Origin of the sequence: Rhodococcus gordoniae (assembly GCF_001646655.1) — a bacterium.
Lineage (GTDB): Bacteria > Actinomycetota > Actinomycetes > Mycobacteriales > Mycobacteriaceae > Rhodococcus > Rhodococcus gordoniae.
Map to the genome: position 1 here is coordinate 111034 of NZ_LPZN01000018.1, position 13624 is coordinate 124657.

Annotated in this window: 13 protein-coding genes; 6 read left to right on the top strand and 7 right to left on the bottom strand. The window is 68.8% G+C overall.

The genetic code is table 11. The features are described 5' to 3' along the window. Window positions 1-48: 48 nt before the first annotated feature. The 3 genes from A8G18_RS10740 to A8G18_RS10750 form a co-directional block, all read right to left on the bottom strand. Window positions 49-1578, bottom strand: a complete 1530-nt coding sequence (locus A8G18_RS10740) for a multicopper oxidase family protein (RefSeq protein WP_064063845.1) — start codon at window positions 1576-1578, stop codon at window positions 49-51. Window positions 1579-1652: 74 nt separating this feature from the next. Beyond that, a complete protein-coding gene (locus A8G18_RS10745; RefSeq protein ID WP_064063846.1) occupies window positions 1653-2792 on the bottom strand; it encodes an RNA polymerase sigma factor in 1140 nt (379 codons plus the stop codon). 3 nt (window positions 2793-2795) lie between these two features. Beyond that, a complete protein-coding gene (locus A8G18_RS10750) occupies window positions 2796-3203 on the bottom strand; it encodes a YciI family protein (protein ID WP_064063887.1) in 408 nt (135 codons plus the stop codon). A 112-nt stretch (window positions 3204-3315) separates the two neighbouring features. On the opposite strand from A8G18_RS10750, the gene A8G18_RS10755 reads away from it, so the two are divergent. Continuing rightward, window positions 3316-4221: a D-isomer specific 2-hydroxyacid dehydrogenase family protein gene (locus A8G18_RS10755; protein WP_064063847.1), complete on the top strand. Its 906-nt coding sequence runs from the start codon at window positions 3316-3318 to the stop codon at window positions 4219-4221. Here the strand turns inward: A8G18_RS10755 and A8G18_RS10760 are convergent. Both A8G18_RS10760 and A8G18_RS10765 read right to left on the bottom strand, forming a co-directional pair. Continuing rightward, window positions 4215-4547 (bottom strand): ArsR/SmtB family transcription factor, encoded by a 333-nt coding sequence (locus A8G18_RS10760; protein WP_006550100.1) that lies wholly within the window; start codon window positions 4545-4547, stop codon window positions 4215-4217. The genes A8G18_RS10755 and A8G18_RS10760 overlap by 7 nt on opposite strands. Continuing rightward, window positions 4534-4992 (bottom strand): SRPBCC domain-containing protein, encoded by a 459-nt coding sequence (locus tag A8G18_RS10765; protein ID WP_064063848.1) that lies wholly within the window; start codon window positions 4990-4992, stop codon window positions 4534-4536. The genes A8G18_RS10760 and A8G18_RS10765 overlap by 14 nt, the downstream gene beginning before the upstream one ends. A 187-nt stretch (window positions 4993-5179) precedes the next feature. On the opposite strand from A8G18_RS10765, the gene A8G18_RS10770 reads away from it, so the two are divergent. From A8G18_RS10770 to A8G18_RS10780, 3 genes are read left to right on the top strand one after another with little or no spacing between them, the layout of a single operon-like run. Then, window positions 5180-8431: an error-prone DNA polymerase gene (locus A8G18_RS10770; RefSeq protein ID WP_064063849.1), complete on the top strand. Its 3252-nt coding sequence runs from the start codon at window positions 5180-5182 to the stop codon at window positions 8429-8431. An 11-nt stretch (window positions 8432-8442) separates the two neighbouring features. Further along, window positions 8443-9300, top strand: a complete 858-nt coding sequence (locus A8G18_RS10775; RefSeq protein WP_064063850.1) for a DUF4349 domain-containing protein — start codon at window positions 8443-8445, stop codon at window positions 9298-9300. Beyond that, complete coding sequence (locus A8G18_RS10780) at window positions 9293-9601, top strand: rhodanese-like domain-containing protein (protein WP_064063851.1); 309 nt, start codon at window positions 9293-9295, stop codon at window positions 9599-9601. Before A8G18_RS10775 ends, A8G18_RS10780 begins: the two co-directional genes overlap by 8 nt. Here the strand turns inward: A8G18_RS10780 and A8G18_RS10785 are convergent. Further along, complete coding sequence (locus A8G18_RS10785) at window positions 9598-10062, bottom strand: tRNA (cytidine(34)-2'-O)-methyltransferase (RefSeq protein WP_081494076.1); 465 nt, start codon at window positions 10060-10062, stop codon at window positions 9598-9600. The genes A8G18_RS10780 and A8G18_RS10785 overlap by 4 nt on opposite strands. Before the next feature lie 124 nt (window positions 10063-10186). Here A8G18_RS10785 and A8G18_RS10790 point away from each other — a divergent pair, with 124 nt between their 5' ends. Continuing rightward, window positions 10187-10801, top strand: a complete 615-nt coding sequence (locus tag A8G18_RS10790; protein WP_064063852.1) for a maleylpyruvate isomerase N-terminal domain-containing protein — start codon at window positions 10187-10189, stop codon at window positions 10799-10801. Between the two features lie 10 nt (window positions 10802-10811). Here A8G18_RS10790 and A8G18_RS10795 read toward each other — a convergent pair whose 3' ends face one another. Then, a complete protein-coding gene (locus A8G18_RS10795) occupies window positions 10812-12026 on the bottom strand; it encodes a glycosyltransferase (protein WP_064063853.1) in 1215 nt (404 codons plus the stop codon). Between the two features lie 120 nt (window positions 12027-12146). Between A8G18_RS10795 and A8G18_RS10800 the strand changes: the two genes are divergently transcribed. Continuing rightward, the gene (locus tag A8G18_RS10800; RefSeq protein ID WP_064063854.1) at window positions 12147-13622 is read left to right on the top strand and encodes a wax ester/triacylglycerol synthase domain-containing protein; all 1476 of its coding nucleotides are present in this window, start codon (window positions 12147-12149) and stop codon (window positions 13620-13622) included. Window positions 13623-13624: the final 2 nt, after the last annotated feature.

The window sequence follows — 13624 nt, forward strand, 5'->3', positions numbered from 1 at the left end:
CAGGGGTGGACGGGGATCCATTCCCCGCCCTGCCGGACGTGACCGGGTTCACCCGCCGTCGTGGGCATGGTGGGCCGCGCCGCCCGCCTGCGTCACTTCGTGCACCTCGTCGGCGCCGACCACCACGAACTGTCCCATCATGCCGCTGTCCTCGTGTTCGAGCAGGTGACAGTGGTACATGTACGGCATCGCCGGATCGGTGTGGCTACCGAACGGAACGAGCAGTCGCACCGTCGCCGCAGGCGGGATGAAGACGGTGTCCTTGCGCCCCGCCAGGGACGGATGGTCGGGACTCACCCCGGTCATACCGAGGATCTCGAACTGCACGTCGTGGATGTGGAAGTTGTGGATCGTGCCGCTGGCGTTGGTCACCTCCCACAGTTCGGTGGTGCCGGCGACGACCACCTCGTCGATCCGGCCCATGTCCATCTCGCGATCGTTGATGGTCGTCGACGACGTCAGATCGATGCGGCGGGTGTTGCTCGGCTCCCCGAGCTCCGGGAGGGTCGTCAACCTCTCCGGAATCGCGGCCGACGACCCGAGGACGGGTGCTGCCCGCAGTTCGAGGACATCCATGCGGTCGTCACCACCGGAGAAGCGGTCCTGGAAGAAGCCGGCCTTCAGCTCGGGCGGGGTGCTGCGCAGCACGTGCCTCGAACCTGGCTCCGGCCGGACGACGATCTCGGCGCGCTCACCCGGCGACAGCTGAAGGCTGCGGACGGCCTGCGGCTCCTCGAGCAGACCACCGTCGCTGCCGACGACGAGGAACGGCATCCCGGTGTCGAACGAGAAGTTGTAGACACGTGCGTTCGACGCGTTGAGTACCCGGAGCCGGACCGTCTCGGTGCCGACGTCCAGGAAGGGGCGCGGTGTGCCGTTGACGAGGATCTCGTCGCCGAGCGTCCCGACGTCGGCGAAGATCGCGTTGCTGTCGTCGAGCTGGTCGCCCTCGAACTTCCGGTCCTGGACGACGAGGGGGATGTCGTCGACCCCGTAGTCGTGGGGGAGCGGCGACGTGCCGGGCTCGTCGATCAGGAACATGCCCGCGACACCCCGGTACACGTGCGCGGCGGTGGAACCGTGCAGGTGCGGGTGGTACCAGAGTGTCGCGGCCGGTTGATCGACGGTCCAGTACGGCGACCATGTCGTTCCCGGCTCGATCGGCTGGTGCGGTCCGCCGTCCATCGCCGCGGGCAGGTGCATGCCGTGCCAGTGCATCGTGCTCGTCTCGCCGAGTTCGTTCGTGACGTTCACGCGCACGTTCTCACCGCGCACGGCGCGGAGGGTGGGCCCGAGATAGCTGCCGTTCACTCCCCACGTCCGGGTGTCGGGACCGTGCCCGAGGTCGGTCGTGCCGCGCTGCATGGTCAGGTCGAACACGCGCGTGCCGTCGGCGTCGACGGTGCCCGACTCGACGGGAGGGATGCGCAGGGCGGTGTCGAACTCGACGCCTCCGGTGGTGTCGAGCGCACGCGTGGTCCACGCGTGGACGGCCAGGCCGCCGATGATCGCCACGAACGCGATGAAGAGCACGAAGGGTATGGCGAGCAGACGCACCAGGATTTTCACGCCACCCATGCTCGTTCTCCCACACTGCCGGCACATCCGGCGTGGCACCGGATTTCGTGGTGGGGGAGAACCCTGACGAAACCTCAGGAAACGCTGTGCAGACGTGCCGCCTGCCGCACGAGATGGTCGCGTTCGGGCACGCTGGTCGCCAGGTGTGCGGCCTCCGCGTAGAGCCGGGCCGCCGTCGCGGTGTCGCCGGCGCGTTCGTGGAGATACGCCGCGGCCGCCGTGTACCGGGGCAGGGTGGGGTCGAGCTCGGCCATTGCTGCGAGACCGGCGTGGGGTCCGTCGGCCTCACCGACCGCGACGGCACGGTTGAGGCGGGCCACCGGGTTGTCGGTGAACCGCAGGAGCTCGTCGTACCACTCGACGATCTGCACCCAGTCGGTCTCCTCCGCGGTACGCGCGTCGGCATGCAGGGCGGCGACGGCGGCCTGCGCCTGGAACTCGCCGAGCCGGTCGCGGGCGAGCGCGGCCTGCAGGATGTCCACGCCCTCCGAGATCATGCGCGTGTCCCACAGGCTGCGGTCCTGTTCGGCGAGGGGAACGAGACTGCCCTCCGGCCGGATGCGCGCTGCTCGCCGGGCGTGATGGAGCAGCATCAGCGCGAGCAGACCCGACACCTCGGGGTGGTCGATCACCGCTGCCAGCCGGCGCGTGAGCCGGACGGCCTCGGTGGCCAGGTCGACGTCACCCGAATAGCCCTCGTTGAACACGAGATAGAGCACCCGCAGCACCGTCGCGACATCGCCCGGCCGATCCAGCCGGACGTCCGCGATCGTGCGCTTGGCCCGGCTGATGCGTTGGGCCATCGTCGCTTCCGGAACGAGATAGGCCTGTGCGATCTGCCGGGTCGTCAACCCGCCGACGGCACGCAGGGTCAGCGCGACCGCCGACCCGGGCGTGAGCGACGGGTGGGCACACAGGAAGTACAACGCGAGCGTGTCGTCCACCGGTGTGCCCGGACCGGGCCTGGGCTCGGCGTCGACGAGGATCTCGCGGCGTCGACGGGACGCGTCGGCGCGCACGGTGTCGAGGAATCTGCGCCACGCCACCGCGACCAGCCAGCCCTTCGGGTCGCGCGGCGGATCCTCCGGCCACACCCGCAGGGCTTCGACGAGCGCGTCCTGCACGGCATCCTCGGCCGACGCGAAATCCGCTCCGCGGCGGACGAGGATGCCGATCACCGTGGGGACGAGCGTGCGCAGCAACGCCTCGTCCATATCTCACTCCGTGACGGTCGGCGGTTCGGACATGAACGGTCGCACCTCGAGCCATTCGTGGATCGGCTTCCCGCCGGCTCCCGGCGCGGCCGACAGTTCGCCGGCCAGTTCCAGTGCCCGGTCGTAGCTGTCGACGTCGATCACCATCCACCCGGCGATGAGATCCTTCGTCTCCGGGAACGGCCCGTCGGTGGCCGGGGGACGCCCCTCGCCGTCGTAGCGGACGAAGGTGCCCTCCGGGGAGAGCGCCTGCGCGTCGACGAACTCGCCGGTGCTCTCGAGACGGGCGGCGAAATCCTGCATGTACCGGATGTGGGCCGACACCTCGTCCGGCTCCCACTGATCCATGGGGACGTCGTTCACCGCTGCCGGGGCGCCGCGGTAATGCTTGAGCAGCAGGTACTTGGCCATGATGTTCTCCTCCGTGCGGTACGGCCCATTGTGGCCGCGTTCATGGAGGAGACGGAGCCGCTTCCGGATTCTCGACATCCCTCCGCGAACGATTCGAGGTTAGGGTCGCGGCATGCGTATTCATCTCGGACCGGGCCACGACGAACACCTCGCCGCCGCGATCGTCTCCGGCGGTGGAACCCTCTCCGAACTGGACGAGGCCGATGCCCTGGTGTGGGACGGCAGCGCCGAGGAGTTCCCGGATCTGCCCGACCGGGTGCGCTGGGTGCAGCTCACCTACGCGGGTATCGAACCGTTCTTCCGGGCGGGCGTGATCGACGACCGGCGGCTGTGGGCGAATGCGTCCGGTGTGTACGCCGACAACGTGGCCGAGTACGCGGTGGGAGCGCTGCTCGTGGGGTTGCGGCAGTTCCACGCCTCGGTTGCCGCGAAGCGGTGGACCAAGGACGTTCTCGACCCGCGGGTGCGGACCCTCCACGGCTCGACCGTGGCCATCGTCGGATGCGGCGGTATCGGCCGGGCGATGATCCCGCGCCTGCATGCCCTCGGCGCGTCCGTCGTCGCGGTCAATCGTTCGGGCCGTCCCGTCGACGGCGCGAAGGTCACGCTGCCGGCCGACCGCACGTCGGAGGTGTGGTCGATGGCCGATCACTTCGTCGTCGCCGCACCCGCGACCGCCGAGACCGATCATCTCGTCGACGCCGCCGCGCTCGCGGCGATGCCCGGGTCGGCGTGGCTCGTGAACGTCGCGCGGGGCAACCTCGTCGACACCGACGCGCTGGTGAAGGCGCTCGGGGACGGTGCGATCGCCGGGGCGGTCCTCGACGTGACCGATCCCGAACCGTTGCCCGACGGTCATCCGCTGTGGGATCTCGACAACGCCGTGATCACACCGCACATCGCCAATACGCGCAGCCGGCTGACGCAGACGTTCGCGCCGACCCTCGAGGAGAACGTGCGCCGGTTCGCCGCGGGTGAGGAGTTGATCGCCCGGGTCGATCCGAACGCGGGTTACTGAGGCCGTTCGGCCGCCTTCTTGATCGCGGACAGGCGGCGGTCCCAGCCTGCCCCCACGGCGTCGATCGCACGCCCGACCGCGCTCAGCCGCGATCCGACGGCGGAGAAGCGGATCTCCCGTCCGGCGCGCTCGGAGGTCACGAGACCGCACCGTTCGAGCACCGCCAGATGCTTGGCGATGGCCTGACGGGAGACCGTGAACTCGGCCGCGAGCCCGGACGCCGACGCCGGGGATCGGCCCAGTCGCTGCAGGATGCGCCACCGGGTGTCGTCGGCCAGGGCCGCGAAGACGGGATGCAGGTCGGCGGAGAACTCAGCGTCGGGCAACGCTTCCGTCCTTCTCGAGATGGTGCTTGGCGATCTCCAGTTCGGTGGTCCAGCCCCGGGAGTTCTCCTCGAAGCGGGTGCGGCGTTCGTTCGCGTCGCCGGGCAGGGAGTCGAATCCGGTTTCCGTGACGCGTAATTCGGTCGTGTCGGTGTCGAGGGCGGTGAGCCGGAACTCGACGAGGGTCGACGGGCTGTCGGGATCGGTGTGGTCGGCGAGCCAGCGGAAGGCCGCGTAGTGCGGTTCGTCGAGGGTCACGGTGCGGAAGACGAAGGCGCCGTGGACCGGATCGTGCACGGTGGTGAGATCTCCGTCGTGTTCGAGGCGGTGCTCGGTCCACTCGTTGTCGTTGATGTACCAGCCGGGTTCGGCCACGAGTGTCCACACCCGGTCCACGGGGGCGTCGATGGTGATGTCGCGTTCGATGCGGTCGAGTTCGTCGGTCATGATTGCCTCCTTCGATGGGAATGCAACTCCAGGGTTGCACTTGCTGGCCCATGATGCAACCCCCTGGTTGCAGTCGATCGTGCAGTTCTCGTCGCCGACTCCCGGTGTGACGCGACGAGAACTGCATGTGTTCGAGCATCGTGTTCGAACGCATGTGCGATACTGAACCGGTCGAGGAGGTGTCGGAGTGGGATGGGGAAACGGGCCGCCGACCTGGTCGGAGATGGAGCGTGTGCTCTCGGGACGACCCGGCACTTCCCGCCGCGATGCCGAACATCCCGGCGACGGGGGCGACAGCCCGGCGTGGTCGCGCACCCGCACCGAGTACGAGGCGCGGGTCCGACGTCCGGAAGGACCGGTCGTGCCCTACGCCGAACTGCACGCCCACTCCGCGTTCAGCTTCCTCGACGGTGCCTCCACGCCGGAGGAACTCGCCGAGGAGGCGGCACGACTCGGACTCGAGGCCCTCGCGGTGACCGACCACGACGGACTGTACGGAGCGGTGCGATTCGCCGAAGCCGCACGCGAACTCGGCATCCGCACCGTCTTCGGAGCCGAGCTGGGCCTCGACGATGCGCACCTGCTCGTCCTCGCCCGCGGTCAGGAGGGCTATCGACGCCTGTCGCGGCAGATCGCCGACGCCCACCTCGCAGGAGGGGAGAAGAACAACCCGAGGTACGACTACGACGCGCTCACCGACGCCGCCGGTGGGCACTGGCAGATCCTCACCGGTTGTCGTCGGGGGCACCTGCGACAGGCGCTCACCACGGGCGGGATCCCCGCCGCCGAAGCAGCATTGCTCGATCTCGTCGACCGGTTCGGTGCCGACCGCGTGACCGTCGAACTCACCCGTCACGGATATCCCGACGACCACGAACGCAACGCAGCCCTCTTCGAACTTGCCGCGCGACATGGCATTCCGTGCATCGCGAGCACGGCGGCGCACTTCGCGCATCCCCATCGGCGACGTCTGGCGATGGCCGTGGCGGCGATCTCCGACCGGCAGAGCCTCGACGACGCCGTCGGCCGGATCCCCCCGACCGGAGGCGGGCACCTGCGGTCGGGGGAGGAGATGACGCGGCTGTTCGAGGCCTTTCCGGGTGTCGTGCACCATGCCGCCGAACTCGGTCGTGAATGCGCCTTCGATCTGCGTCTCGTCGCCCCGAAACTGCCGCCCTTCGATGTTCCCGACGGGCACACCGAGTTCACCTGGCTGCGCGAACTCACCTACGACGGGGCGCGTCGCCGCTACGGTCCGGTCGAGCGCCGCCCCGACGCCTATCGGCAGATCGAACACGAACTCGACGTCGTCGGCCGGCTGGGATTCCCGGGATACTTCCTCGTCGTCCACGACATCGTCGACTTCTGCAAGCGGAGCGACATCCTCTGCCAGGGACGAGGATCGGCCGCCAACTCGGCGGTCTGCTACGCGATCGGCATCACCAACGTCGACCCCGTCGGCAACAAGCTGCTGTTCGAACGCTTCCTGTCGCCCGAACGCGACGGCCCACCCGACATCGACCTCGACATCGAATCCGACCGGCGCGAGGAGGCGATCCAGTACGTCTACCGCAAGTACGGCCGCATCAATGCGGCGCAGGTCGCGAACGTCATCACCTACCGCGGTCGTTCCGCCGTCCGCGACATGGCCCGTGCTCTCGGATACTCGCAGGGACAGCAGGACGCGTGGAGCAAGCTGATCGGCCGGTGGGGTGGGGTGCGGGTAGAGACCGACGAACGGATCCCGGAGACGGTTCTCGATCTCGCCGAACAGATCGAAGGTCTCCCACGGCATCTCGGCATCCACTCGGGCGGCATGGTGATCTGCGACCGGCCCGTCGCCGACGTGTGCCCCGTCGAATGGGCGCGAATGGAAGGACGCACCGTTCTGCAGTGGGACAAGGACGACTGTGCTGCAGCGGGTCTCGTGAAGTTCGATCTGCTCGGCCTCGGCATGCTCTCCGCGCTGCACTACATGATCGACCTCGTCGACGAACACGAAGGCATCCGAGTCGATCTCGCGCACCTCGACCTCTCCGAGCCGGGGGTCTACGAGATGTTGTGCCGCGCCGACTCGGTGGGTGTCTTCCAGGTGGAGTCGCGGGCGCAGATGGCCACTCTGCCGCGGTTGAAGCCGCGCTGCTTCTACGATCTGGTCATCGAGGTGGCCATCATCCGGCCCGGCCCGATCCAGGGCGGTTCGGTGCACCCCTACATCCGGCGGCGCAACGGTCTCGAACCCGTCACCTACGACCATCCGTGCCTCGAGAAGGCCCTCGAACGCACCCTCGGCGTTCCGCTCTTCCAGGAACAGCTCATGCAGATGGCCGTCGACGCCGCGGGATTCACCGCGGCGGAGGCCGACCGGTTGCGTCGCGCCATGGGATCGAAACGGTCGACGGAGAAGATGGAGCGTCTGCGGGGACGCCTCTATCAGGGCATGCGGGACCTGCACGGCATCACGGGCGACGTTGCCGACCGCATCTACGAGAAACTCTACGCCTTCGCGAATTTCGGTTTCCCCGAGAGTCATTCGCAGAGCTTCGCCTCGCTTGTGTTCTATTCGGCGTGGTTCAAGCTGTACCATCCCGCAGCGTTCTGCGCGGGTCTGCTGCGTGCTCAGCCGATGGGTTTCTACTCGCCGCAATCGCTGGTCGCCGATGCCCGACGTCACGGTGTGGTCGTCCACGGCCCCGACATCGCGGCGAGCCTCGCGCACGCCACCCTCGAGAACGAAGGCCGGGAGGTCCGGATCGGCCTGGCCACGGTGCGGAACATCGGCGACGACCTCGCCGAACGCATCGTGGCCGAACGTCGCGACCACGGCCCGTACACCTCACCCGCCGATCTCGCCGCCCGCGTCGGTCCCACCACGGCGCAGATCGAGGCGCTGGCCACCGCGGGAGCGTTCTCCTCGTTCGGCATCACCCGCCGCGAAGCCCTCTGGGGTGCGGCTCCGGCGGCGGCGCAACGCCCCGGGCGGCTTCCCGGGGTCGGGACGGTGCCTGCTCCGGCCCTGCCGGGGATGAGCGCTCTCGAACTCGCCGCCGCCGACGTCTGGGCCACGGGAATCTCGCCCGACAGCTATCCGACGCAGTTCCTGCGGAAGAGGCTCGACGAACTCGGGGTGATCCCGGCCGCGGAACTGCCGCAGGTCCCCGACGGGACGCGCATACTCGTCGGCGGGGCCGTGACCCACCGGCAGCGACCTGCAACCGCCGCCGGTGTCACCTTCCTCAACCTCGAGGACGAGACCGGGATGGTGAACGTGGTGTGCTCGGTGGGGTTGTGGGCGCGCTACCGCACCGTGGCCCACACCGCACCTGCCCTGCTCGTCCGTGGTCGGCTCCAGAACGCCGAAGGAGTGGTCACGCTCCTCGCCGACCACCTCGAGCCCATGGATCTGCGGATGCCGAGCAGATCACGCGATTTTCGTTAGCATCCCCGAGTGTGAAACGCCTGTCGGTGATGTCGTTGGCTCTGTTCGCGTTGGTCGTCACAGGATGCGACGAGGGCGGGGGAGGTGAGGGCTCGTCGGCCTCCGCGCCCGCGATCTCGGCACCCGCGATCACCGACGGCGGCCTCCGGGAGTCGCAACCCGTCGAGGAGCCCGACCGCAAGGAGGTCGTCACCGGCTACCTCCACATGGATGCCGGCGATCCCGTGGCGACGGGCCGCCGGGTCGCGGCGGTGGTCGAGGAGGCCGGTGGACGCGTCGACTCCCTCACCGAGCAACCCGAGGCGAGCAGCGTGCTGACCGTGCGGGTGCCCGCCGGCCGGCTCGACGAGGTCGTCGACGAGATCCGCACGCTCGGTCGCATCACGAGCCTGAGTACCACCCGCGACGACGTGACGATGCAGTACACCGACCTCGAAGCGCGGGTGGGTGCGCTGCGGGCCTCGGTCGACCGCCTGCGGGCATTGCTCGAATCGTCGGCGGACGTCGAAGCGCTGATCGCCGCCGAGACCGCCCTGGCCGAACGCCAGGCCGAACTCGACAGCCTCGAAGCGCAGCGACGGCAGCTGGGCGACAGCATCGAACTGTCCACGCTCACCGTCGACATCACCACCGATCGCCTTCCCTCGGAGCAGGACAGCTTCTGGGACGGGCTGGTCGCGGGATGGAACAGCCTGTGGGCCGCATTGGGGGCCGCGGTGGTCGGTATCGGCGCCGCGCTACCGTGGGTGGCGTTCCTGTGCGTGTGCGCCGGTGTCCTCTACCTGGTCATCCGGCTCATCACCCGACGGGGACGTTCGTCCGGAACCACCGGGACGCCCGACACCGAGAGGACCGACAGCGATGCGTGAGGTCGACCTGGCCGCACTCGAATCCGCACTCACCGACGGAGCCACCGTCATCGACGTGCGGGAACGCGACGAATACGCCCAGGTACGTGTACCCGGCGTCACGAACATCCCGCTCAGCGAGTTCGTCGCGCGGGTCGACGAGATCCCCACCGACGGCACCGTCTACGTCGTCTGCGCCGTGGGTGGCCGCAGCCTGCAGGCCGCGCAGTATCTCGCCGCTCGCGGTGTCGACGCCGTGTCCGTCGCGGGCGGCACCGACGCATGGGCCGGCTCGGGTCGTCCGGTGGAGAGCGACGCCTAGACCGCGCCGGGGAAACCGTGCTGCCGCCACGCCTCGTAGCAGGCGACAGCGGCGGCGTTCGACAGATTCAGTGAACGCCGCCCGGGCAGCATGGGGATGCGGACCTGCTCGGTGACGTGCGGGTCGGCGAGCACCTCGGGCGACAGCCCGGTCGGTTCGGGTCCGAACAGCAGCACGTCGCCCGCCCGGTACTCGATCTCCGCGTAGCTCGACGTGCCGTGCGCGGTGAACGCGAACACCCGCTCGGGGGCAAGCGCCGCCCACGCGGCCGCGAGACTGCTGTGCACGGTGACCGACGCGAGGTCGTGGTAGTCCAGGCCCGCGCGGCGCAGTTTCGGCTCGGACAGGTCGAAACCGAGGGGTTCCACCAGGTGCAGTTCCGCGCCGGTCGCGGCGACCATGCGTATGGCATTGCCGGTGTTGGGGGGAATGCGCGGCTCGTGGAACATCACTCTGAACACTCGATCCAGCTTGCCAGAGGCGCGTCGGCGTCCCGCACGCGCGTAGCGCCGATCTCGGCGTAGTGAGGGCACGCGTGTTTTCATTCTCGTGTCGTGGTTCGACATATCGACCGCTGGGGGATGCATGGAGTCACCGGTAGCGACGTACGTCTCGGCGGTACGCAGCTTCTCGGAGCTTGTCCGTGCCGTGCCGGAGGACCGGTGGGACGGTCCGGGCCTGGGCGAGTGGGACCTCCGATCGTTGATCGGACACACCTCACGCTCGTTGACGACCGTCGCGACGTATCTCGACAGTCCTGCCGACACCGAGGACCTCGCGAGCGCGGAGCAGTACTACGTCCACGTCAAGGAACCGACCTCGGTCCTCGGCGCGGACGACATCGTCGAACGCGGACGGCGTGCCGGTGCCGACCTCGGTGACGATCCGGTGGCGACCGTCGGTGCCCTGTCGGCTGCGGTGATCGAGCGGCTCGGTACCGGGGAGGATCGTCTGATCCGGGTGATCGGAGGATCGGGGATCCGGCTGCATTCCTACCTCCCGACACGCACCTTCGAACTCGCCGTCCACGGTCTCGACATCGCCGCCGCCGCGGATGTTCCCTACGAACCTCCCGCCGAGGTTCTCGAGCAGGCCACCCTGCTGGCGGCGAGAATCGCGCTGGCACTCGGCGACGGCACGACCGTGCTGCGGGCATTGACCGGTCGGATGGAGTTGCCGAGCGGCTATTCCGTCGTGTGAGCGGCGACGTTCAGCGCAGCCGGGACCGGAACATTCGGTCCTCCAGCAGCGCAAGCACGGATGCCGGGGGAGGCAATCGCGCGATCTCGTCGCGCAATCGCTCGGCACCGCGGCGGAGAGAGCCCGAGGACAGCGCGTCGAGAGTGATCCTTCCGAGCTCCGCCGAGGTTACGGTGACGGGATCGACCGTGGTCCCTGCGCCCAGCGCGACCAGCCGTCGGGCGTTGAGTTCCTGGTCCGCGCCCATCGGAAGCGCGACGACCGGAACGCCGTGGGCGAGCGCACCGACGACGCTGCCCGATCCGCCGTGGTTGACGACGACATCGACGTGCGGGAGCACGGCCGACTGGGGCACGAACCGCTCGATGCGGACGTTGCCGCCCGGTGACGGCAGGGTGGCCGGGTCGACATCGCGGCCGACGGTGACGAGCACGCGCGCAGGTAGTCGGTGCAGCCCCCGGAGGAGACGGACGAAGAGATCGCCGGACTCGGTGTTGAAGACGGTGCCCAGCGTGACGTACACGCGGTGAGGCTCCTTGCCGCCACGAAGCCAGTCGACTGCGAGATGTCCGTGGGACGCGGGCGATGGGCCCGGCCCTGTCGAGACGGCTGTGGCAGGCAACGGGACGTCAGGATCGCGGAACGACGGTGGGAACGGTGAGATGACCAAATTCTGTGTCAGGAAAGAGCACTCGTGATCGGAAGGGAGGTCGTGGGCGGCCCGTAGTCGTCGCAGTGGCTCACGGATGCGGTCGATCCGGACGAGCGCTCCGGAGGCGATCACGTCGACCACCACGCGGGGAACGGCGGCGTGCTCGGCCGCCGTCATCGCACCGAAGTCCATCTCGTCGCAGATCAGCAGATCCGGATGCCAGCGGTCGACGACCTCGCGGACCAGGTCGAATCGTCGCGATGCGAGCACATCGGCGAAGTGGGTGCCTATCACCGAGTACTCGTGGTCGAGATCCGGAGGAGCGAGCGTGCCTATGGACCGGCCGGAAGCGGATGTCGTGTCTCCCTCGGGGAAGTACGCGTCGAAGCCTCGAGTGCCTGCGAGGACGTCCGCGTCCCCACACACGCCGATACGATGGCCGGCTCCGCGCAGGACGTCGGCGATCGGGAGCATCGGTGCGAGATGGCCGAGGCCGCCTGCGAACGCGAACAGGACGCGACGCGCGGCCCGGCCTCGTGTGCTGCCGGTCGTCGATCCGACTCGGTGTGCCATGGCCGAATTACACCGCGCGAGGCTCGTGTTCGCGAATCGCCGATCGGGTGTGGCCCCGAGCGGTACCTGGTTCAATCGACAGGGCATCAGCAGCGGGCGACCCGGGAGAGAACCATCACGATGACACGCCGACGCGGAATCCGACTGGCCGCGCGGGACGCACTCCACGTCTTCGTGGAGGACACGGACCCCGAGGCTCCGCCGTCGACCATGGTGAGTGTCTACGTGTTCGACGCCCGAGCGGGCGACGCTCCCATCCGCACCCGTGAGGACGCCGTCACCTGGATCGGACAGCGCCTGCACCGCATACCGGCGCTCACCCGCCGTCTGCACCGGGTGCCGGCGAACCTCGACTTTCCCTTCTGGGTGGAGACGGACGTCGATCCGGACCGTCACGTCCGGTACGAGACGATCGGTCCGACCTCACGCAGCGAGGTGCATCGGCTGCTCGCCTCGATGAAGGAACGCCGTCTCGATCTGTCCGCACCCCCGTGGGAAGTGCACGTCCTGGCCGACATCCGTGGTGTCGACGACCTCCCCGACGGCGCCACCGTCGTCGCGCTGCTCCTCCACCATTCGGTGACCGACGGACTCGGAGCCGTCGATATCGCTCGTGCGTTGTTCGACGATCCTGCGGCCGCCCCTTCGCCCGGAGGACGCGTCGTCGCCGTGCCCGGACCGGTCCGCGCGGCGGTCTCGCTGCCCTTCCGGTACGCGAGGATGCTCCCGGCTCTGGTCGCAGCGCGCCGCGCACGACGAACGCTGGGTGACCTCGCCGCCTCGGGGGCGATCACCGCGCCCCGACCACACCGCCCCCGCACGCGTTTCGACACCGACACGAACGGACCCCGGCAGCTCGGCGTCGTCCGTATGCCCCTGCCGGAGGTGCGTGCCGTCGCGCGCGCCACGCAGACCTCGGTGAACGATGTGATCCTGACCGTCGTCTCGGGCGGATTGCGCTCCTACCTCGGTTGCTGCGACGAGATTCCGGCGGTCTCGCCGGCGGCGGTCGTTCCGGGATCGCTCCGCGACCGTGTGGGGACGGAGTCGGAGAACAAGGTGACACTCCTGTATGTCGACCTGCATATCGATCGGACCGACCCGCGCGAACGACTCCGCCGTATCCACGAGTCGGCAGCGCTCGAGAAGCACCGGATCCGGCGTCCGGAGTCGGCCGCATCCGTTGCTGCAGTGGATGCAGCGCCCGCGTTCGATCTGGTGATGTCGATCCGACGTGCACACCGCGGACCGGTAAAGCCGAGGGGAGAAGCGGTACCACTGGCCAACACCACGGTGACGAATGTCCCCCGCGGCCCGGTCGAGGGACTCCGATTCGGTGACAGTCCGGCCGTCGAGGCGATCGGTACTCCGATGCTCAACCGGAACTACGGCCTCGTCCATTCCGCGACGTCGCTCGGCGAGGTCCTCACCTTGTCCTTTCTGGCATCGGAATCCTGCATGCCCGACCCGGAGGAGTACGAGCGGTATCTCGTCGCCGCCTTCGCGGAACTGTCCCGGGACTGCCTGCCTCCACACGGGCGGGCAGCCGCCGCTACCGGCCGCGCTTCGACGTCGGACGGGCGCCTGGAAGAATGAGC